General features: G+C 36.1%; 23 protein-coding genes and 1 tRNA gene. 14 read left to right on the top strand and 10 right to left on the bottom strand.

Annotation, left to right across the window (positions count from 1 at the left end):
- The first annotated feature begins 156 nt into the window (after positions 1-156).
- From typA to ubiH, 3 genes are read left to right on the top strand one after another with little or no spacing between them, the layout of a single operon-like run.
- On the top strand, positions 157-1,986 hold the full coding sequence (gene typA / locus IHO40_RS01955) for a translational GTPase TypA (protein WP_225536510.1): 1,830 nt from the start codon (positions 157-159) through the stop codon (positions 1,984-1,986).
- Positions 1,987-2,040: 54 nt separating this feature from the next.
- Positions 2,041-3,057 carry an Mrp/NBP35 family ATP-binding protein gene (locus IHO40_RS01950; protein ID WP_225536509.1) on the top strand — a complete coding sequence of 339 codons (1,017 nt, stop codon included), beginning with the start codon at positions 2,041-2,043 and terminating at the stop codon, positions 3,055-3,057.
- Positions 3,058-3,117: 60 nt separating this feature from the next.
- The gene (gene ubiH, locus IHO40_RS01945) at positions 3,118-4,272 is read left to right on the top strand and encodes a 2-octaprenyl-6-methoxyphenyl hydroxylase (protein WP_225536508.1); all 1,155 of its coding nucleotides are present in this window, start codon (positions 3,118-3,120) and stop codon (positions 4,270-4,272) included.
- A gap of 434 nt (positions 4,273-4,706) precedes the next feature.
- Here the strand turns inward: ubiH and IHO40_RS01940 are convergent, their stop codons facing one another.
- A complete protein-coding gene (locus IHO40_RS01940) occupies positions 4,707-5,213 on the bottom strand; it encodes a Smr/MutS family protein (protein ID WP_225536507.1) in 507 nt (168 codons plus the stop codon).
- An 84-nt stretch (positions 5,214-5,297) separates the two neighbouring features.
- Here IHO40_RS01940 and rlmB point away from each other — a divergent pair, with 84 nt between their 5' ends.
- From rlmB to IHO40_RS01920, 4 genes are all read left to right on the top strand, one after another.
- Positions 5,298-6,062 (top strand): 23S rRNA (guanosine(2251)-2'-O)-methyltransferase RlmB, encoded by a 765-nt coding sequence (rlmB, locus tag IHO40_RS01935; protein ID WP_225536506.1) that lies wholly within the window; start codon positions 5,298-5,300, stop codon positions 6,060-6,062.
- Between the two features lie 82 nt (positions 6,063-6,144).
- Positions 6,145-6,867, top strand: coding sequence for a Bax inhibitor-1/YccA family protein (locus IHO40_RS01930; protein WP_225536505.1), 723 nt, complete (start codon positions 6,145-6,147; stop codon positions 6,865-6,867).
- Positions 6,868-7,404, top strand: a complete 537-nt coding sequence (locus IHO40_RS01925; protein WP_225536504.1) for a cytochrome c oxidase assembly protein — start codon at positions 6,868-6,870, stop codon at positions 7,402-7,404.
- Between the two features lie 8 nt (positions 7,405-7,412).
- Positions 7,413-7,796, top strand: a complete 384-nt coding sequence (locus tag IHO40_RS01920) for a double zinc ribbon domain-containing protein (RefSeq protein WP_225536503.1) — start codon at positions 7,413-7,415, stop codon at positions 7,794-7,796.
- Between the two features lie 324 nt (positions 7,797-8,120).
- On the opposite strand, the gene IHO40_RS01915 is transcribed toward IHO40_RS01920, so the two are convergent.
- The 5 genes from IHO40_RS01915 to IHO40_RS01895 form a co-directional block, all read right to left on the bottom strand.
- Positions 8,121-9,515, bottom strand: coding sequence for a Mur ligase family protein (locus IHO40_RS01915; RefSeq protein ID WP_225536502.1), 1,395 nt, complete (start codon positions 9,513-9,515; stop codon positions 8,121-8,123).
- Positions 9,490-10,731 carry a cystathionine beta-lyase gene (metC, locus tag IHO40_RS01910; protein WP_225536501.1) on the bottom strand — a complete coding sequence of 414 codons (1,242 nt, stop codon included), beginning with the start codon at positions 10,729-10,731 and terminating at the stop codon, positions 9,490-9,492. Before metC ends, IHO40_RS01915 begins: the two co-directional genes overlap by 26 nt.
- On the bottom strand, positions 10,728-11,024 hold the full coding sequence (locus tag IHO40_RS01905; protein ID WP_225536500.1) for a BolA family protein: 297 nt from the start codon (positions 11,022-11,024) through the stop codon (positions 10,728-10,730). Before IHO40_RS01905 ends, metC begins: the two co-directional genes overlap by 4 nt.
- 103 nt (positions 11,025-11,127) lie before the next feature.
- Positions 11,128-13,038: a molecular chaperone DnaK gene (gene dnaK / locus IHO40_RS01900; protein ID WP_225536499.1), complete on the bottom strand. Its 1,911-nt coding sequence runs from the start codon at positions 13,036-13,038 to the stop codon at positions 11,128-11,130.
- 87 nt (positions 13,039-13,125) lie between these two features.
- Positions 13,126-14,898 carry an Rne/Rng family ribonuclease gene (locus IHO40_RS01895; RefSeq protein ID WP_225536498.1) on the bottom strand — a complete coding sequence of 591 codons (1,773 nt, stop codon included), beginning with the start codon at positions 14,896-14,898 and terminating at the stop codon, positions 13,126-13,128.
- A gap of 172 nt (positions 14,899-15,070) precedes the next feature.
- Here IHO40_RS01895 and rpmG point away from each other — a divergent pair, with 172 nt between their 5' ends.
- The 3 genes from rpmG (at position 15,071) to IHO40_RS01880 (ending at position 15,976) form a co-directional block, all read left to right on the top strand.
- Positions 15,071-15,271, top strand: a complete 201-nt coding sequence (gene rpmG / locus IHO40_RS01890) for a 50S ribosomal protein L33 (protein WP_225536497.1) — start codon at positions 15,071-15,073, stop codon at positions 15,269-15,271.
- 22 nt (positions 15,272-15,293) lie between these two features.
- Entirely contained in the window at positions 15,294-15,578 is a 285-nt protein-coding gene (locus tag IHO40_RS01885) for a helix-turn-helix domain-containing protein (RefSeq protein ID WP_225536496.1), read from the top strand.
- Positions 15,579-15,868: 290 nt separating this feature from the next.
- Positions 15,869-15,976: a hypothetical protein gene (locus tag IHO40_RS01880; protein ID WP_225536495.1), complete on the top strand. Its 108-nt coding sequence runs from the start codon at positions 15,869-15,871 to the stop codon at positions 15,974-15,976.
- A gap of 650 nt (positions 15,977-16,626) precedes the next feature.
- On the opposite strand, the gene IHO40_RS01875 is transcribed toward IHO40_RS01880, so the two are convergent.
- The 4 genes from IHO40_RS01875 to IHO40_RS01860 all read right to left on the bottom strand — a co-directional run bounded on the left by IHO40_RS01875 (position 16,627) and on the right by IHO40_RS01860 (position 18,883).
- A tRNA-Met gene (locus IHO40_RS01875) sits at positions 16,627-16,702 on the bottom strand.
- The gene (gene purB, locus IHO40_RS01870) at positions 16,702-17,994 is read right to left on the bottom strand and encodes an adenylosuccinate lyase (RefSeq protein ID WP_225536494.1); all 1,293 of its coding nucleotides are present in this window, start codon (positions 17,992-17,994) and stop codon (positions 16,702-16,704) included. Before purB ends, IHO40_RS01875 begins: the two co-directional genes overlap by 1 nt.
- Before the next feature lie 435 nt (positions 17,995-18,429).
- A complete protein-coding gene (locus tag IHO40_RS01865) occupies positions 18,430-18,630 on the bottom strand; it encodes an SNARE domain-containing protein (RefSeq protein WP_225536493.1) in 201 nt (66 codons plus the stop codon).
- A gap of 70 nt (positions 18,631-18,700) precedes the next feature.
- Positions 18,701-18,883, bottom strand: coding sequence for a hypothetical protein (locus IHO40_RS01860; protein ID WP_225536492.1), 183 nt, complete (start codon positions 18,881-18,883; stop codon positions 18,701-18,703).
- Between the two features lie 883 nt (positions 18,884-19,766).
- Here IHO40_RS01860 and IHO40_RS01855 point away from each other — a divergent pair.
- From IHO40_RS01855 to IHO40_RS01840, 4 genes are all read left to right on the top strand, one after another.
- Positions 19,767-20,108: a DUF721 domain-containing protein gene (locus IHO40_RS01855; RefSeq protein WP_225536491.1), complete on the top strand. Its 342-nt coding sequence runs from the start codon at positions 19,767-19,769 to the stop codon at positions 20,106-20,108.
- A 37-nt stretch (positions 20,109-20,145) separates the two neighbouring features.
- A complete protein-coding gene (rpmB, locus tag IHO40_RS01850) occupies positions 20,146-20,430 on the top strand; it encodes a 50S ribosomal protein L28 (RefSeq protein WP_225536490.1) in 285 nt (94 codons plus the stop codon).
- A gap of 22 nt (positions 20,431-20,452) precedes the next feature.
- Positions 20,453-21,316, top strand: a complete 864-nt coding sequence (lipA, locus tag IHO40_RS01845; protein ID WP_225536489.1) for a lipoyl synthase — start codon at positions 20,453-20,455, stop codon at positions 21,314-21,316.
- A gap of 128 nt (positions 21,317-21,444) precedes the next feature.
- A partial coding sequence (locus IHO40_RS01840; RefSeq protein ID WP_225536488.1) for a hypothetical protein occupies positions 21,445-21,785 on the top strand: 341 nt, incomplete at its 3' end.

Raw genomic sequence — 21,785 nt, 5'->3', positions numbered from 1 at the left:
GATAAGGAAACCGGAGGAATCTTTAAGTAGTTTTTTTCGTTTCTATTGGATGACATACGCTGCTAAAAGTTTGTCATATGGTTATGCAAAAGGTCCATTTACTCTAAGCATATTACATGTATACTTATTACTAAATTAAATTTGAAATGATAAGAAATGAACGAATTTAAATCGATCCGTAATATTGCGATAATTGCGCACGTTGACCACGGCAAAACTACTTTACTCGATAACATGTTAAAACAAAGTGGCACGTTTCGGGAGAATCAAGAAGTTCAAGAACGAGTGATGGATAGTGGTGATCAAGAGCGTGAACGCGGAATTACAATACTTGCAAAATGTACATCAATAATGTGGAGCGATGAAAAAATCAACATTGTTGATACACCGGGGCATGCGGACTTTGGTGGAGAAGTAGAAAGGGTGCTATGCATGGCAGATGGTGTGTTGTTGCTAGTTGACGCTGTAGAAGGTCCCATGCCACAGACTAAGTTTGTGTTATCAAAAGCACTAAAAGCAGATTTGAAGCCGATTGTGCTAATCAATAAGGTTGATCGGCCAGACAGTAGAATCGATGAAGTGTTGAACGAAATATATGAATTGTTTTTCAACCTTGATGCAACTAACGAACAGCTTGATTTTCCAGTATTGTACTCTTCTGGTAGGAATGGCTGGTGTGTTAAAGAACTCTCTGACGAAAGAAAAGATTTAAGCCCATTATTTTCAACGGTTATAGATTATATAAAACCATCTATTTACAACCAAAGTGCACCTTTTGCTATGCTGGTTACTTTACTTGAGTCTGATAAATTTCTTGGCAGGATATTGACAGGGAAAGTTTACCAAGGAATTGCAAAAGTCAATTCAGATCTTAAGGTACTCGATCTTGATGGTAAGGTAGTTGAGCGAGGAAGGCTGACTAAGTTACTCTCATTTTCTGGCTTAAAACGTATTCCAGTAGAGCAAGCTATAGCAGGAGACATAATAGCAATTGCAGGACTCGAAAAAGCTTCAGTTTCGGAAACTATAGCAGCATCAGAGGTTACAACTGCAATCAGTTCAACTCCGGTCGATCCGCCAACAATGGCGATTACTATAAGTGTTAATGATTCACCTTTCGCTGGGCAAGAGGGAACAAAGCTTACTTCCACTGTCATAAAGGACCGTTTATATGCAGAAGCTGAGACAAATGTTGCGATTACTGTGACTCCGACATCAAGTGGCGAGGCATTTGAAGTGGGTGGACGTGGTGAGCTACAGCTTGGAGTTTTAATTGAAAATATGAGAAGAGAAGGTTTTGAGCTTTCTGTTTCGCGTCCTCATGTATTATTTAAAGAAAAAGACGATAAAAAGCTTGAACCTATAGAAGAAGTGGTAATCGACGTAGATGATGAGTATAGTGGAATCATCATGGAGAAACTCAGCTTCCGAAAAGGTGAAGTAATTGACATGAGGCCTTCTGGCAATGGTAGAACAAGGTTAACATTTTTAGTGCCATCAAGGGGGTTAATCGGTTATCAAGGGGAGTTTCTAACCGATTCTCGCGGTGCTGGTACCATCAACCGTTTATTTCACAGTTATGCTCCTCATAAAGGTCCAATTTCTGGAAGACGCAATGGAGTATTAATTTCTACTGATAAAGGTGAGGCTGTGGCGTATGCAATCTTTAATTTGCAAGATAGGGGGATCATGTTCATTAAGCCACAAGACAAAGTATATTGTGGTATGATTGTTGGTCAGCACAACCGCAACAATGATTTGGAGATAAATGTACTCAAAGGTAAGCAGTTAACAAATGTAAGGGCTGCAGGTAGTGATGAAGCTATAAAACTTACTCCGCCAAAAATAATGACTTTGGAAGAGATGATAGCATATATAGATGATGATGAATTGGTGGAAGTCACTCCAAAGTCTATACGTTTACGCAAGAAGTTTCTTGATCCAAATGAGCGTAAACGTGCAAGAAGGGAGAAGAATAAGGAGTAGAGTTAAAGCTGGAGGTTTTCTGACAGGCTTGTCTGCATTTTAGAAAAGCGTCTGATGATCAACGAAAAAATTGTAAGAGAGAGCTTAAAAAAAGTCATAGAGCAAAAAAGTGGTAAAAATGTAATCGCTCTTGGCATAATATCTTCGATTGTTATTAAGGGCAGGGATGTTGGTTTTGCGCTTGAGATTTCTGGTAACATACAAGCAAATGAAGGATTGAGAAGAAATTGCAAAAAAGCTGTTAAAGCTATACCGGGAGTAGGGAAAGTGACAGTGGTTGCTACTGGTCAGAAGCAAGCTGAACAACAAAGAGCTAAACTACATATCAAGGGAGTGAAGAATATAATTGCTGTTGCATCTGGCAAAGGAGGTGTGGGTAAATCTACAGTTGCACTAAATCTCGCCTTTTCATTGACAAAGTTAAAGCACAAAGTTGCACTAGTTGATGCAGATATATATGGTCCTTCGATTCCCAAAATGCTTGGTGTTGAGGAATTAAAGCCAAAGATACATGATGGTAAAGCAATGCCTATAGAGAAGTACGGACTGCATACTATTTCAATCGGCTATTTTATCGATAAAAATCGTGCAACAATATGGCGTGGACCTATGATCACGAAAGCACTTCACAATTTGCTAATGGGAACAAGATGGTCCGATATAGAGTATTTGATAGTTGATACTCCACCTGGAACCGGCGATGTGCATTTAAGCCTGATGGAGAATTTTAACTTAACCGGGGCGATAATAGTCTCAACTCCACAGGAGCTTGCTCTAATCGAAGCTTGTAAAATTTACGATATGTTCACAAAGCTTAGCGTGCCGATTGTTGGTATCGTAGAAAATATGAGCTATTTTACTCAAGACAACTCAAAAATATATATATTTGGAAAAGATGGCACAAAAAAAATGTCCGAAGAATTAGGAATCAAACTCTTAGGCAAAGTTCCTTTAGATCCACAAATATGCCATGCTTCTGACTGTGGAAATCCTTTAATGCTAAGTGAAGGTTTAGCAGGGGTTTATGAAGACATTGCTAAAGATGTTAAGTCTTTTTTAAATAGTCTATAAAGACTATTTAAACTATTTTCAAAACAGGTAAAATGTAGTTTTAGGGTTAGCGTGAATAAAATGAATTATAATGTAATCATTTCAGGTGGTGGGTTGCTTGGTCTCATTACTGCTATTGGCTTAAGCAATGACTCCATGTCTGTAGCTGTGATTGAGAAAAATAGCTTACCGCGCGTAATTGATGACAACCGAGCATTTGCTATTTCTCAGGGGTCAAAAAAAATACTGGAAAAATTAGGGATTTGGCAGTTCATAGAGAGCAAAGCTGAGCCGATACTTGATATATGCATACTAGATGGAAATAGTCCAGTCACTGTGCACTACGATCATAAAATGGTCGGGGAAGAGCCAATGGGCTATGTTATCAATAACGCTAACATATGGAATGCAATCAACAATAATTTTTTGAATAAACTGAATATATACTCTCCGCATTCTTATAAAACAATTGCTTGTGAATCGGGATTTGTGGAAGTTACCCTTGACGATAATCGGCAATTAATATCATCGCTACTTATCTGCGCTGAAGGTAAAAACTCCAAACTACCGGAGTTACTTTCTATACCAGTAATAAAATTTGATTATAAGCAAGATAGCATAGTATTTAATGTAGAGCATGAACTGCACCATCAAAACTTAGCTGTAGAACGATTTTTTCCCGGTGGTCCATTTGCGATTCTGCCGACAAAGGGCGGTTATACTTCTTCAATAGTTTGGACAGAAAAATCTAAAATTTCAAAAATGCTGATGAGCTTATCTGAAGAGGAGTTTATCACAGAACTCAAAAAAAGATCTGGTTCTTACTTAGAAGGAATAAAATTAGAGGGTGAAAGAAAACTTTATCCTTTAAGCTTCGCTTTTGCAAAAAAGTTGCATAAAGGCAGAGTTTTGCTTATTGGCGATGCAGCGCATTCGATCCATCCAGTTGCAGGACAGGGACTCAATCTTGGAATTAGAGACGCAGAAAGTGTTATAAGACACATAATTGCCGCAAAAACAGCTGGTATTGATGTTGGCAGTAATTATCTGCTCAAGAGAATTTTACGCGATAGATGCTTTGATAATTTTACCATGGCGCTTACAACTGATGGATTAAATAGGATATTTTCCAACAGAGTGTTTTCTGCTAAAATACTGAGAAATCTCAGTTTAATGGTAGTTGAAAATTCAAGTTTCCTCAAAAAACACTTTATACGCCATGCTATGGGGCTATAGAACAAAAAAACTACTTGACAAATTCCTCCGCCTCTCTTATCGTAGCATTGAAGCTATTTGCTTAACTTCCCAATTTATGCAGGTTAAAATGACAAGAAAATTTGCATTTGGTGTATTATTGTTTAATTTTTCGTACTATGTGCACTGCATGTTTTTTTAAAACTAACGCCGGATTTTAAAGTGGAGAGTGGAATAATTAGCTACCTTGGGGTTTTGTTGTCTTTTTTCTATCTGGTAAATTTCTTAAATATTATAGCTTAGGCTAGTTGCGTTTAAGGCATAAAAACGCCAAATACTGAAAATAGATAATAGCCAGGGTTTTTTTTGCCTTTTTTCTTGCTTAGTAAAATTTTTAAATATTTATGACTAAAGCAATTCAAGAGCAACTGAACCGCATCATTACAAAAAACGCCAAGCTTTCTTATGCAAGAAGGCTAAACAACAGGCTTAAAGCCTCTATTTCTTCTTAGCAAAACATAAAAAGCCCCTTTACCACCATGTTTTTTCGTAGCTTGCTGGTGATACAGAATCATGTGCTGAATTTTAGTATCATTTAACCACTTATTTAAGTTATTCTTTATAGTATCCATTTTACCTGTTGCACTACCGTGCCCCGTAATTATCAATAAGCATCTATTCCCTGCACGATAATTTTTAATAATAAAATCTATCAATTTACAGTAAGCATCCTCTATATTATAGCCGTGCAAATCAAGTTTATCGCTTATAGAATATTTACCCCTATCAACCTTTGATTTTGTATTGTAGTCAAGACAAAATGATAAGCTAACATCGTTTGCATCAAGGAAATTTTCTCGTAAGTTAAAAGTACCTTTATTAGCCACAGGTTTTACATTTACTTTATGATCAACCTTTAAAGTAACCTTCTCAGATTTTATTGGCTTAATATTTTTTCGCCAGTCTAACTTATCGTCTGACATAAATGCATTAATTGAATTGTATAATTTTACAACAACATCTAAATATAGTAAAATGTCGTTTATTTTACGATCTTCAATAATATGATGAAATCGTTAAAAGCTAATGAGAATTTTTGGCTATATGGAAAGCACGCCTGCATGTCAGCATTGAAGAACAAAAACAGGCAGTGTATGGAACTGCTGACAACAGAGAACTTCTACGAAGAGCATGAAAAAGAAATTATGCGATATATAGATAGCAAGGGCGTTAAAGTCCAGTTAGTAGAAAACAAAACACTTAATAATATTTTGTCCAAAGATGCTAACCATCAAGGAGTTGCTTTAAAAGTTGCTCCTATTCTTCAGAGCTTAAGCATTGAAGAAATAGCAAACTCAAACGATAGCTCTACTATAGTAATTTTAGATCAAGTCACTGACACATACAATATAGGATCAATTCTTAGAACATCAGCTTGTTTTAATGTTGATGCAGTGGTTTTACCATACAACCATTCACCAAACGAAAACGCATCTATCGCAAAAGCGGCAAGCGGAGCATTAGATATTGTTCCGTTAATATATGTCATAAACATAGTAAAAACTATGGAATATTTAAAAAAGATTGGCTACTGGTGTTACGGGTTTAATGGCAATGCTAAAGAGAATGTAGACGAAATAAAAAGCTTTGGGAAAAAAATAGCGATTATCCTTGGTTCTGAAGAGAAAGGGATGCGGCGGTTAGTTAGAGAAAATTGTGACTATCTTGTAAAAATCCCAATGTCAAACGCAATTGACAGCTTAAATGTTTCGAATGCAGCGGCAATAGGACTATATTCCATTTACATTAGAACAAAAATAACTGTACATTAATTGCAATAAAAAGTAATTTTATGCTTGATAAAGATGTAGTTTTGTATTATAATCTTACTAAGAGATAAAAGGAGTTATATTTATGTCTTACATGAAAAATGAACAAGATATTCGTTCTCAGGGTGTTTATTATAGTGCTGGGCTTAGGGGTTACCTAATCAAAGTATATAACTATATGGCTTTAGCTTTGGGTGTTACCGGGCTTGTTGCGTTCCTAACGGTATTCTCTGGTCTTTTTCAGGTAATCTATTCTAATCCTGTTCTGCTGTTTGTAGTAATGTTCTCTCCAATTGCATTAGTGTTCTACATGTCCTATAGGCTGCAACACCTAAGTGCCCAGTCCACAGTTACTGTGTTTTTACTGTTTTCAGTTCTAATGGGGCTTTCCTTATCTCATATCTTCATAATTTATACTGCGGAAAACATAGCAAGAGCATTTTTTATCACATCCATTATGTTTGGCTCTATGGCCTTATATGGTAATACCACAAAAAGAGATCTAACAAATATGTGTTCTTTCTTAATTATGGGAATTTGGGGACTAATTACTGCATCGATAGTAAACTTGTTTCTTGGAAGCAGTCCTCTCTACTTTGCAATATCATTCATATCAGTAGTAGTATTTACCTTACTGACTGCATACGATGCTCAGAGAATCAAGGATATTTATTATAGATATAACGATGGTTCAGAAATTGCAGCAACTAAGTTATCCATACTTGGTGCAACTAACCTTTATTTCGACTTCATCAATATATTCCTCAATCTACTTAGGTTACTTAACCTGTTTAGTAATAGGGACTAGATGTTCTCCTTTTTAAGGGAAAACATCAAAAATTCTATAGTTTTCTTTTTAATATCTTTAGTGATATTGATGCTGTGTCTTGCATATGCATCGGTACCACTATATAGCATTTTCTGTAAAGCTACCGGATACGGTGGCACAACGAGAAAAGTAACCAACACAACGGCAAATATAACTAACCAAAAAATTAGAGTCTATTTTAACGCCGATGTAATGCCGGATTTGCCTTGGGAATTTAACTCAGAAACTAATTACATTGATACAAACATAGGTGAACAAAGTTTAGCATTTTATTACGCAAAAAATTTATCTGATCAGTCTTCGTTTGGAATGGCAGTGTATAATGTCACGCCTTTCAAAGCAGGCAAGTATTTCAATAAAGTTGCATGTTTTTGCTTTGAGGAACAAATGTTACTGCCAAAACAAAAAGCAGCGATGCCCGTATCCTTTTACATAGACCCTGAGATAATGCACGACAACAGCACGAAAGATTTAAGTGAAATAACACTATCGTATACGTTTTTTAGACTTAAATAGCCGAAAATGTGGATCTTTTACTACTGAAAAAAGCAGTAAATCTCATCTTTCCAAGCGTACGTGTAAGTTGTGAATGCATAATCGATAAAAATCATGATCTGTGTGATGAATATAACAAAAAAATCAACTTCTTAACCAAATATTACTGCAATGTTTGTGGCACAGTAATTTCGGACAACATTTATATGTGCAGTAAGTGCATTACTAACTCTCCAATGTTTAAAATGTTAAGATCAGCTTTTACTTATGACCAACATAGCAAAAATATGATTATAAATTTAAAAATTTTTGATAATTTAAATTATGTGAAAGTCTATGCAAAGTGGATGTATCAAGTTAGTAAAGACATACTTCAAAAATGCAGAGGTAATAATTCCCATATCGCTGCATAAAATACGCTTATTTAAACGTAAATACAATCAAGCGGAATCACTTGCGAAGAAACTCAGCAAGTTATCCAACTTATTTTACACATCCTTTGCAATAAAGTGTCCTCTCCCACACCACACCTCAAGCTGGTTTTCACTAGAACAGCGTGAGAAAAACTTAAAAATGACCTTTAAAACAGCAACAAGGAAATCATCAAGAATATAAAATCATGGTATTGGTTGATGACGTGGTAACAACTGGAATAACCGTAAGGTCTTGCTCTTAGGAAATTTTTAATTCTGGTGCAAGGGAAGTGAGAGTGCTGACTTGCAAGAACGGTGTGAAAATCAGTATGTTAAGGCATGACTTTTAATAATTCCAACATCACTGAATGCAAAAGTCTGGCCACTCACGGTTTGGGATCTTTCGTGTCCTTTTCCTGCAACCAGCAGAATCATACCTTCGTTATAAGCAATATCCATACCTTTCTCTATAGCTTCTTTTCTATCCCCTATCTCCAGTGCATCAGAACAATATAGTAAAATATCATGACGAATTTTTGCTGGATCTTCATTACGCGGATTATCATCTGTGACTACCACTCTGTCCGCATACATTTGTGCTATTTTACCCATTTCTGCACGTTTTTTCTGATCACGATTCCCACCACAACCAAAAACTAGAATTATTTTTTTGTTGAAGTGCCATTTTAAAGACAAAAGAGCTTGCTTAAGTGCACTTGGAGTGTGTGCGTAATCCACAAATGCAAAAGGTTTCACTTTTTCCATTCTCCCTGGCAGAGAAACGAGTTTGTCTATACACATTCCCTCCACCCCAGATGAGATAACTATGCCGATAGCACATAGTAAATTATACGCCTGAAATTCCCCTAGAACTGGAAAAAACGTGTCATAAATTTCACCACCAATTTTAATTGTCAGGTGTTGACCACTTTGAGTTGGTATTTGCTTTATTAAAGCAATATTAGAAGCTATCTTCCCATAAGTTATAACTTTGTTGCTACATTCTTTAGCTATCTTGAGCAATTCATAGTACTCATCTATATCCGAATTTAAAATTGCTGCTTTTTCTTTTGGCAGTACCTCATAAAACAACCTTTTCTTAGCCTCAAAATATTCATCGATGTTCTTATGGTAATCCAAATGATCCTGAGAGAAATTTGTAAAAGCTGCAGCAGTGAGCCTAAGTCCATGAATTCTGCATTGGTCAATCCCATGGCTTGAAGCCTCTAACACTAAGTGTTCTATGCTTTTATTGTTTATATCACGTAATGTTGCATAAAGGTCCTCTGCATCTGGAGTGGTAAGGCTATTATCTTTTCTATTATTATTGATACATGTTCCAAGCGTTCCAATGGATGCAGAATTATAACCTACATTTTGCCAGATCTGGCGGCAAAACTCTACCACTGAAGTCTTGCCATTTGTACCTGTTACAGCAGCAACATATTTTGGCTGTTTGAATTGATAAAACCTGCTAACTACTTTGCTGTATATTTCTCGAGGGTTTGGATGGAAAATGTAGATTCCAGCATCATATGCTGCAAAGTTTGCTATTATTACTGAAGCTCCTATTATGTCGTTCACACATTTCTCATGTTCCCCTGACACATAAACAAAAAGATAACCTTTCTTGATTCTTTTGGGGTTACACGTGACGCCTTTGATTTTAACATCAAAGTTGACGTCAATAATGTTATGCAGTAACTCTCTTAGTCTCACATTCTACTTCATCATTTTTGGTATTTAAACATGGCAATCTTGATAACGCAGCATTTAAATCAGAGATTAAATCCTCAGGATCCTCTAGCCCACAAGATATTCTCACGAAACTTCCACCATAATCTGAGTTCATTACAGATCTTGACATAGATTTACGATCTATTGGTAATATTAAACTATCACACCCTCCCCAAGAAGCACCGATACCAAAAACTTCCATTTGATCAACCGTGCAGCTTAGTTCCTCACATGAATATTCTTTATCTAATATTACACTGAATACACCACTTGCTCCTTTGAAGTAACTTCTCCATAGCTTGTGCTGGGGATGAGAAGGAAGCGCTGGATATAAGACTTTTTTGATTTTTGGATGTTTCTCCAGCCATTTTGCCACTGCCATTGCTGTGCTTTGATGCCTCTTCATGCGTGTATGCAATGTTCTAAGTCCCCTATGTGCAAGATAACAATCGTGTGATTGAACAGTGACTCCGTAGTTCTTACAATTCTCATAAAGCAACTTAAAAATTTTTCCTTCAGCAACAATAGCTCCCATCAATAAATCCGAATGACCGGCTAGATACTTTGTAACCGCATACAGCGCAACATCAATTTCATAGTCGAGAGGCTTAAATAATAAAGGAGTGGCCCATGAATTATCGCAAACGGTTACGATCCCGTGTTTCTTAGCAATTTTTACTATGTGTTCTATATTTGAAACTTCAAATGTTACAGAGCCAGGAGTTTCGATCATGATGAGTGAAGTATTACTTTGAATCAAATCAGCTATGTCCTGTGTTGGATCATAAAAAGTCACTTCTATTCCCCTTTTCGGCAGCTCATTTTCAGCAAATCTCCTAAGTCGGTAGTAACTATTATCTTGAATCAGAACATGCGAACCTGCTTTAGCAAAAGTCAAAATAGCAAAAGTAAGTGCAAACAACCCAGAAGGATAAATTAACGCTTGTCCTCTGCCCTCAATTTCAGCAAGTGCGTTTGAAAGGTAGTGAACAGTGGGAGTACCAACACTACCGTAACTATAATCCCTCGCAACGCCATCGTTAATCACATCGTATACACTTTCCCCATTCACTGCATTTAAGTAATCCTTGTAAGTAGGAAACAGTATGGTAGAAGAATGATAAATTGGCGGGTTCATAGAACCTTTGTAGTCATTGTATTTTCTTCCTGCTTTAACCAACAAAGATTCTTCTTTCACGCTTTTATTGTTTTATTTTTAAAATTGTATTCACTTTGTGTATACAATTGAAGGGAAATTGCATGTACCCGCTCTATCTCACTCTTCAACAATTCATAAATCAACTTGTGCCTCTTTAGAACGCTCATTCCAACGAAGTCTTCAGATATTAATATTAATTCAACGTGTGAAGGTAATGTTGAAGGCGAAGAAAAATAGTGATCCGTATGTTTTATAGACCCATCAACGACGTTAATATCAACTACATTTATCGCATTGCGTATTTTTTCTTCTATTGCCTTAATGATATCCATACACAGCTCCTACCACCCAAGCAGCGCGACTTACTTGGGTCCATATTCTTTTTTTCTAGATTTCAGCGTTACGCAACGGAATGATAAGAGAGGAGTACGCCAACTACTTATTCTCTTTTTTATTATTTACGTCCTGGTAATCAGAATCTACTACTTTTTCTTCCTTGTCATGTAGATTTCCTTCTGACGAAAAGCCACTCTCAGCACTGCTTTGTTGAGATTCTTTATACATAGCTTCCCCAAGTTTCATAGACAATTGAGAGAGATTAGTAATTTTCTGCTGTATTGAATCAGTGTCATCAATGTTACTAGATTTGCTAGCTTCTTTTAAATCATTCATCGCGTTTTTAATGGCAGACTTATCTTCTGGTGAAATTTTATCATCATATTCTTTTAGAGACTTCTCTGTAGAATGAACTAAGCTGTCTGCCTGGTTCTTCACTTCAATGAATTTCTTACGTTTCTCATCTTCTTGTGCCCTTTCTTCAGCTTCTCTTACCATGCGATTTATTTCATCATTAGACAGACCACCTGAAGACTGAATACGTATTTTCTGCTCTTTTCCAGTAGCTTTATCTCTCGCAGAAACATGCACTATTCCATTTGCATCTATATCGAACGTAACTTCGATTTGAGGGACTCCACGAGGAGCAGGTGGTATTCCTTCCAAACTAAATTGGCCAAGCAGTTTATTATCAACTGCCAATTTTCTTTCACCTTGATGCACCTTAATGGTAACAGCTGTTTGGTTATCTTCTGCAGTTGAAAACACCTGAGATTTTTTAGTAGGAATCGTAGTATTGCGCTCAATAAGTGGAGTGAACACCCCTCCTAAAGTCTCAATACCAAGAGAAAGTGGGGTCACGTCAAGCAATAACACATCTCTTATATCACCTTGAATGATTCCCGCCTGTATTGCAGCTCCAATTGCCACAACTTCATCTGGGTTTACCCCTCTATGTGGATCTTTACCAAAGAATTCTTTAACTTTCTCTATTACTTTTGGCATGCGAGTCATGCCACCAACAAGAACCACTTCACCAATTTGACTAGCAGGCAGACCAGCATCCTCAAGAGCTTTTTTACAAGGAGCCATAGTCCTTTCGATTAAATCGTTTACTAAGCTTTCAAGTTTCGCCCTTGTTAATTTCATATTTAAGTGCTTTGGACCACTTGCATCAGCCGTAATAAACGGTAGATTTATTTCCGTTTCCATTGCACTTGATAATTCAATCTTTGCTTTTTCCGCAGCTTCTTTGATCCTTTGCATAGCCATTGGATCATTTTTCAAGTCAATGCCATTGCTTTTTTTGAATTCATCCAATAAATAACTCACCACTGCATTGTCGAAGTCTTCACCTCCAAGATGAGTATCACCATTTGTAGCCTTTACTTCAAAAACTCCGTCACCTATTTCAAGTATTGAAACATCAAATGTACCACCACCAAGGTCATACACCACTATTGTGTGTCCATGTCTCTTATCAAGACCATAAGCAAGAGCTGCAGCAGTCGGTTCGTTAATTATTCTGAGTACATTTAACCCAGCAATTTTCCCTGCATCTTTTGTTGCTTGACGCTGAGAATCATTGAAGTATGCTGGCACTGTTATTACAGCATCCTTCACTTCTTCTCCTAGATAAGCTTCTGCTGCTTCTTTCATGTTTTGTAGTATAAAAGCACCAATTTGACTAGGGGAGTATTCTTTACCATCTGTTGTCTTAATCCAAGCATCGCCATTTTTTGCCGCAAACACTTTATATGGCACATTTAGATTTTTCATTTCAGGGTCACCATACTGACGGCCTATTAATCTTTTAGTAGCAAAAAAAGTATTACTTGCATTGGTGGTTGCCTGTCTTTTTGCAGGAGCACCAATCAGCCTTTCTCCTGATGAAGTAAATGCAACTATAGATGGAGTAGTTCTTGCCCCTTCTTTATTTTCTATTACATTTTTGTCTATTGCAACACAAGAATTTGTTGTTCCAAGATCTATACCTATTGCTCTTCCCATAATGAATACTCCCTTATAAATATTACCTGATGTAAGAATATATAAGTATAGAACTTGTCAATTACAAGTCCCATTTAGGATTTCTAGTTAGCTATTAGAGCTCAAAAGACGTGAAAGCCACTTGGTTAACCAAAAACTGCTTTGTAATCCACCTGAATTATCAGCTCTTTCATTATTGCTAGTCTCAATCTTGTAACCAGAGTTCTGCAATGGCTTACAATCATTTAAATTAACGTCATCACCCCGTTTTAAAATGAATGCATCTATACTCAAATTATTGTCAGCATTAACGTTTAATTTAACATTAAACTCTCTTTCAATTGTAGAAACTGTATCACGCTTATTATTAAAAATATGTGCTATAATTAAACCATGTGCTACCAAATCAAACGATCTATTCCGATTCCTACTAGCAACATGTTGCAAGTCTCTCAATATTGATGCAACAATTACTTCATTTGATTTTACTTTTCCAATTCCTTTACAATGTAAGCACTCTGTGGTGTTAATCTCCTGTATATTTGGTTTTATTCTCTGCCTTGAAAACACCATTAAACCAAAATCATTTATATAGCTAAACTGAACTCTAGCTTTATCATCCTTGAACGCCTGCCTAATAGCAGATTCGACAGCTCTACAATACTGATACCTCAACATATCAATAAAATCGACCACTATTAACCCTGATAAGCCTCTTAAATTTACCTGTCTTGATATTTCAGGCACTGCTTCCATATTGGTTTTGTAAGCTGTTTCTTCTATACTATCTTCCCCCGTCATCTTCCCTGAATTTACATCTATTGAAACAAATGCCTCAGTTAAAGTTATTATCAAAGATCCACCGGATGGTAATTTCACTCTATTGCTATATAGCTCAGAAATTTGATCCTCGATTCCGTAGTAAGTAAATATCGGAACAAAACCTCTATACAATCTATATCGCAATTTACTACCTTTTAATACATTTTTGGTATACTGCCTTACTGTTTCAAAAGCTTCTTTTCCAGATATTACAACTTCCACATCATTGCTACAAAAATCACGAATAGATTTCATAATCAGATCTGCTTCGTTATAAATCAATGATGGAACATTTATAGAGGAGACATTTTCTTGAATATTTTGCCATAACGAAGATAAATAATTGTAATCCTGCTCAATTTCTTTTTTACTTTTTCCCGAACCAACGGTCCTTATTATTAAACCTGACCTCTTTGGTAACTCTATTGAATTCAGTATATCCTTTAACTGTTTTCTAACATTAACATCTTCAATTCTGCGGGACACGCCACCCCTGCTCATGGAGTTTGGCATGAAAACACAATACCTACCCACTAAAGTTATATACGTTGTAAATGAAGCCCCTTTATTACCTCGTTCCTCTTTAGTAAGCTGAACCAATATTTTCTGATTGACCGAAATGACATCTTGTAATTTATATCTCCTATATAAAGATACCTCCCTTACAAAACCATTACCAGATTCATTAACATTTTTACTAATTGTAGAATCTGAAGAAGTATTTGCTGATGCACCGTTATCTTCCTCCATACAATCACCACCTGAATAGCTTTCAAAGAAAGCTTCCCTCTCCTTTTCTGGAATATTAAAGTAACCTGGAGATATTTCGGAAAAAGATAAAAAACCCTGCTTGTTCTTCCCATATTCAATAAATACAGCTTGCAAAGAAGGCTCAATACGCTTTACATGAGCAATATATATGTTACCTCTTAATTGTCTTTTTTCCTTGAATTCCTGCTCAAACTCTACAACCCTGTTATCCACTGACAAAGCAACCCTCACCTCATCAGAGCAGATAGAATTTTCTATTAATAGTAACCTTTTACCACTACTTGCCACTTATTTACCGTTTGCCTTTTGTTCTGAAGTTAACTTTATGCTACTCAACACACTGCTTATTGTCAAGAATTTTGCAATATGTTTGTAATCTACATGGCTTAAAGATACAAAATAGTTGACTTTTAGTGTTTCATATAATACACTCACACAGGATTTACATTATTGTATAAGTATGGCAAAAAAAAATGCTTCTTTGCTTGTTAAGCTAGTTAGTAGTGCAACTAAGACCACAAACACTGGTGAAGAAAAATCAACAGGTTATTTTTATGTAAAAAAGCGTAACCCTAAAAAGCTTACTAGAAAATTGGAGTTCAGAAAGTATGACCCAGTAGCCAGAAAGCATGTATTATTTAAAGAAGAAAAACTAAAGTAGTTTTATAAGGAAGTTTATTATTATGCAAGATTTACAGCTAAGTTATCCCATGGTGATAGAATTGGGCGATATAAAAGGTACAAAACTGAAGTTAATAAAGATTGTTGCATGGCTAATAAATAAGAGATTCAGAACACAAAAAAAAGCAGCGGCCGCTCTAAAGATCGATCAACCTAAAGTATCTCAAATTAATAAGTCAAAAATTGAAGGATTCTCTTTAGAATACTTGCTTAACCTATTAGTTGCACTGGATCAAAACATACACGTGAAAATAAAGTACAATTTCGAACCTGTAAAACCTGCATAATATAAAGCGAATAAGGCTTTTTATTTGCTTTAATTTACAGTGTGTGTTGCTACGGAGTATACTTCACTTTTCTCCATCTTTTGAACACAAATGGGGTGCTGCTTTTGCATACTTTTTTTATTTGGCTTGCTAACGCCACATAAAGCATTTGACAGTTACCGAAACTCTAACTAGGGTACCCCCATAATATGTTAACAGGAGGGTAAAGTGAATTTCAACCAGTATGTAATAAGGTAATGCTCTAGAAATTATCAGGAACTACAATCGATATAAACGAGCTAGTAAGTTTTTTGCAAAGTAACACACATATTACAAAGCTTTCTTTATTGCATTGCAATATTAGTGATAAAGATGCTGAAGCTTTAGCTAATGGTAACCTTGCACATCCCGCTTACTAATTTAAGGTGGAACAGAGTCAGTAAAAAAAGGCATAGAAGCCTTAGCTAATGGTAATTTTATAAATCTTACTAAACTTGATTTAAGGTGGAACAGAAATAGTGAAAAAGATGTATAGGGCTAGCTGCTAAACGTGTCCTTACTTCACTGAAAAAGAGATATATAGAAGAAGAGTTAAAAGAAGAAAGCCAAAGCAAAGTAAGGGAAGTGGAAGAAAGACATCAAACCGAGTCAACGAGACTAATAGAAGAAAACCAGAGCAGAGTAAAGAAATAGAAGAGAGGCATCAAACTGAAATGACAGCATTAATAGGGAAAAGTCATCCAGATAGCAAGTTGGGTGAGGTACAGCCAATATCGCATAACCAGTCACTCAGCTCTTCACGTTCTGGCGATAGAAGCACATAAAGTAAAAAACGCTGGTGGTATACTGCAGATATGGCGTGCTGCCCTACGCTTCATAAGTGGTTCAAGCGTTATGAAAATAGGTTCTGGGTTTAAATTGTAAATCACATAGCTTCTCCTGTAATTAAGCAAAATGGGCTAAACCCTTTCCACAGCCTCTCATCTATCGTCTTTCACACCGTTTAGCTAGGTGGATACCAAATACGGCCATTGTAGCGGTTTTTTTAGCATACTACAATTAATATGATTGGTAGCTGAGGAGGGACTTGAACCCACGACCAAGAGATTATGATCCTCCTGCTCTACCAACTGAGCTACTCAGCCTAATCAAAGACCTTATTATATATATGGTCTATATGCTTTGTATAATAAGCAAAATCAAACAAAGATTCAAGTTTTTCAGAGTCAATAACTCTAAGTAAAGATTTATCTTGTTTCAATTCGGACAGAAAATCACTGTTGCCTTGTTTCACTTTCATTGCATTGCTCTGAACAATTTTATACGCTTCTTCTCTAGTTAGACCACTGTTTACTAACTCAAGCAATACACGCTGCGAGAAAATTAAACCTTTTGCTGAATTTAAGTTCTTTTTAATGTTTTCTTCATCAATCACTAATTTATCTATTAAATCTGTCAATCGCACTAAAGCGAAATCCATTGTTATGCAAGCACCAGGGGCAATACATCTTTCCACGGACGAATGTGATATATCTCGCTCGTGCCACAATGCAACATTTTCCAGTGCAGGAAATACATAACTACGCATTAAGCGTGAAAGCCCAGTTAGATTTTCACTTAAAATAGGATTACACTTGTGTGGCATAGCAGAGCTTCCCTTCTGCCCAGTGGAAAAATATTCGGAAACTTCGCTAACTTCAGTTCTTTGTAGATGACGAATTTCAACAGCAACGTTTTCTATTGAACTTGCAATCACCCCTAAAATTGAAAAGAACGCAGCGTGCCTATCACGAGGAATTACTTGAGAAGATATAGTCTCAGGGACAAGTCCCATTTTTTTCGCTACATATTCTTCAACAAACGGATCAACATTCGCAAAATTACCTACTGCACCTGATATTTTGCAAGTTGAGATCTCTTTTTGTACATTAATTAACCTTTGGTAGCTGCGTTTAAATTCTGCATAAAACCTGGCAAATTTTAACCCAAATATAGTCGGCTCTGCATGCATCCCGTGACTACGTCCAACACACACAACATTTTTATAATCCTCAGCTTTTTTTTTCAACACCGTAAGTAAATTCTTTAGATTTTTAAGTAGAATATTACACGACTCTTTCAGCTGCACAGCAAAACATGTGTCCAAAACATCAGAACTCGTCATCCCGTAGTGGAGATAACGAACATCAACTCCAACTTTTTCAGCAATGTATGTGAGAAAAGCTATAACATCGTGTTTTACAGTAGATTCGATTTCGTTGATCCGCTCAATATCAAACTCGATAGTGCTAGAAAGCCTTTCAGCAACATCACTTGGAACCACTCCTAACTCTGCTTGAGCCTCACACGCTAATTTTTCTATTTTGAGCCATATATTAAACTTGTTGTTTTCTTCCCAAACGGAAGATATTTCTTTACGACTATAACGAGGAATCACTAAATGGCCTCCTTTTCATTTATGAATATTCTAGATCTAGTAAGCTTTGCTGCACAGCAACTAAAAAACTTGATAGTTGCTGACAAAATTCATTATGAGATAGCCATTTAACCATTAAAGAAAAAATATGTTACAAAAAATAAAAGTCAGCAACCAAAATGGATATAACAAATTTTTCGAGGAAAGAGAACATATTTTTCACTTCGTTGATAGACTTTTTGCATAACTTAGGCTAAGCAGAAAAAAGTATTAGTTTAGGTGTAGTTGAAAGACAAGCAAGAAGATCTAAAAAGAAGAAGGTAGTTTCCTACTTGTTTTAACTGTAATGCTTCATACTGCCAGAGTATTTTTCACTTGCTTTAAGTTTAGTTTGTCTAGTTTATAACTAGGTTTTGATACTGCATATTTAATACTATTAGCAACAAGCCCAACTGTCTATCTAGCAGCAAAAGCCATGAGAGCTATAGACGATATTGGTAATCCAGCAGCACCACGTCCAATACTTACTGCCAATATAGTTATACAACCACAAATTTTCCCAAATTCCTTTGTCCTTTCAACTCGAAGAAGTTTGTCTATTGTGTTGTGTAATCGTTGCTCTTCTATTAAATTTTGGACTTTTGTTATTGTGTGCAAGTTTCTTCTTCCAGTTTACACTAGGCTTTGATATTGCACATGTCATGCCATCAGCAATGTATTCAACTGTCTATCCAGAAGCAAAAGCCATGGAAGCTATAGACAATATTGGTAATCCAGCAATGCCAAATCCAATACCTACTGCCAATGCAGCTATAATACCAAAAACTTCACTAACTCCCCTTGCTTTTTCAACTCGAAGAAGCTCATCTACTGTGTTCTGTAACTGTTGTTTCTGTGTTAAATTTGACATATAATTACCTCCATAAAAGCTTAGCTCAAGTATTACATATTTTAGTATAAAGGTCAAGAAATGAACTTTTGAATAAAAAAAGCAATTTACTACTATATTGGCGTTTTTTGTAACGCTGCGCGCCCTTGAGTTGCCTTAATATTTAAGAAACTTACTGAACAAAAAAAAGGCAAAGGAAATCCTGTGGTAGCTAGTTATTCACTTTTGTGTTGCAATGTCGGCGTTTTTTTATCCTAAACGTTTAATAAATGCAACTTAGCTGCTTTTTAATACAACTAACCCTAGCCATAAATATTTAAGAAATTCACTAAGCAGAAAATAAAGATAAAGAAACCCCGAGTGGCAAGTTTTGACTCTATAATACTTTAAATTGGCGTTATAATAATTTGCTGACGCTTAGTTTAAGCGCAACTTGGCTGAATGTAGAAAAAGTGAAAAGGACATGCAGCTGCTATAATTTGATACAATCCACCGAAAAATACCCTGAGTTTTCTACTGAATTTTGTCATCGAGCCTGGAGATCAAAAACAAGCTTTGAGTGTTAGAAACACCCTTATTTTTTACAATAGCAAGGCTGGCAAAGGTTGTCAAGCAATTTTTTGCAGTTCTCGCAGTCTTAAAAACCAGCTTCACGTGTTGGAGTTACAACAAGAGGGAAAAGTCTACTGCAGTTAATGATAATTTAATCAATTCTGATTTAAAATAGATGGATCAGTTAATGATAAAACAAAGGTGGCGGCACAAGAATGCTGCTTTTTACAGTGTGAGGCCGAGGGCAACTGTAGAGCATTGCTCTTGATGCTCTTTTTTTTATTGCCAAAAAGAAAATCTTAAATCATCATGTACTTAAGGTGTGTTAGTTAATTAGAAGATTAGTGAAAGAATGCTCAAACACAGCGGCCCAAAGAAATTAAAGTCTATAGTGGAAAGTTATGCATTAAAATGCACGAAGAGTAAGCTAAGCAAAAATGAGATACGTCTTATTTTAAACTGGAGGAGCATAGTTGGAGAGGAAATAGCAGAGTGTACGAAGCCGAAAAAGATCTCGTATGCACAAAATATAAATTCCGGTGTTTTGCATCTGATGATAACAAATGGCAGCAAAGCGCTGAAAATTCAGCATATGGTCTCTCTTATAATGGAGAAAATCACAATATTTTTTGGCTACAAAGCAGTATACGGCATAAAAATTAAGCAGGAGAGTATTGACTATTTCTCTGTATAAGGTAATCTAAGTACATAGGACAACTTGGTATATTAAAGTGAGTAGAGTTTGCGAATTAACAAACAGGAAAAAGTCTTTCGGTAATAAGGTATCACATTCAAACCGCAAAACAAAGCGCACCTTTTGCTTAAATTTGTGCAACGTTACGTTGATGAGCAACATATTGAATAAGAAGTTTAAATTTTGCGTAGCGGCGAGAACTTTGAGAACTGTAGATTACAAGGGCGATCTTGATACTTTTTTGCTCAACACAAAAACAGTTAAGCTGAGCGATAAGGCACAAAAAATAAAAAGAAAGTTGAGAAAAGTTTTAGCAAAATAAGAGGTAGAACTAGTCATTTCAGATGCATAGTAAGCCTCCATGGCTCAGGGCAAAAGCTCCAACTGGTGAAATATTCAATGAGACCTTAAACACTGTCAAGTTGCATAGTCTGCATACCGTGTGCGAGGAGGCTGCATGTCCAAATATTGGTGAATGTTGGAATAAGCGCCATGCCACTGTGATGATTCTTGGTTCCGTTTGCACTCGCGCTTGTGCATTTTGTAATGTTGCAACTGGTATTCCTGACAAATTAGATCCTCACGAGCCGGAAAATTTAGCAAAGGCAATAAAAAAGTTAAACTTAAAGCATGTTGTTATTACCTCTGTTGACCGTGATGATTTACCAGATGGCGGAGCAAACCAGTTTATAAGGTGCATAGAAGAAATCAGGAAGATAATTTCAGAAACAACAATAGAGATTCTAACTCCCGATTTTTTAAATAAGAAAGGAGCATTTGAAGCAGTTGCTGTTGCATCACCTGATGTTTATAACCACAATATTGAAACAGTGCCAAGACTATATGCAAAGATAAGGCCAAGGGCTCGCTATTTTCATTCACTGTATTTGCTGAAGATAGTAAAGCAAATTAATCCTAAGCTTTTCACCAAGTCAGGGCTTATGGTCGGCCTTGGGGAAACAAAAGAGGAAGTACTTCAAGTTATGGACGATTTACGAAGTGCTGAGGTTGATTTTATAACGATCGGTCAATACCTGCAGCCAACTCCAAAGCACGCAAAAATCAATAGATATGTTACACCAGAGGAGTTTGAGCATTACAAATACGTTGCTTATTCCAAAGGGTTCTTAGTGGTTGCATCAAGTCCATTGACTAGGTCATCATATCACGCTGAGGAAGCCTTTAACAGGCTCAAAGCTTGTCGTTGATTTTTGCATAACTTCTTCTTTAGTTACACAAGAAGTTTATCTCTACTTCTTCGAGTTAAGGTCAACCAGCTTTTCTTTAAGTACTATACGTTAAATTCCTTGTCTTTAAAGCTTATTACATAGAAAATATGCAGAAGTACATTTTCAACATTGTCTGTAGTGAAGATATAGCAGGCAACAATTCCAAGTATAAAAGGATAAAGCTTGAGAATCAAGATAATGAAGAAAAAACAATAAAACTCTGTGGTTCTCATATTGGAACATATAATATTATCCAAAAAAAAGATGGAAAAGAATTTTTTGCACTATTGGTTAAGAAGGCAAAGTATAATTTCCGCGGAGATGATTTTTGTGATAGCTGGATAGATGGAAAGCTTTACTACAATACAGACACTCCGTTCGAGGAGGTTAAATTAAAGGTAATACTCGATGAAGATTGTGAACATAAGATTGCTGTACCTGCCTGTAA

The sequence above is a fragment of the Wolbachia endosymbiont of Mansonella ozzardi genome, from assembly GCF_020278625.1.
Lineage (GTDB): Bacteria > Pseudomonadota > Alphaproteobacteria > Rickettsiales > Anaplasmataceae > Wolbachia.
This window is presented reverse-complemented; position numbering and strand designations above follow the sequence as displayed.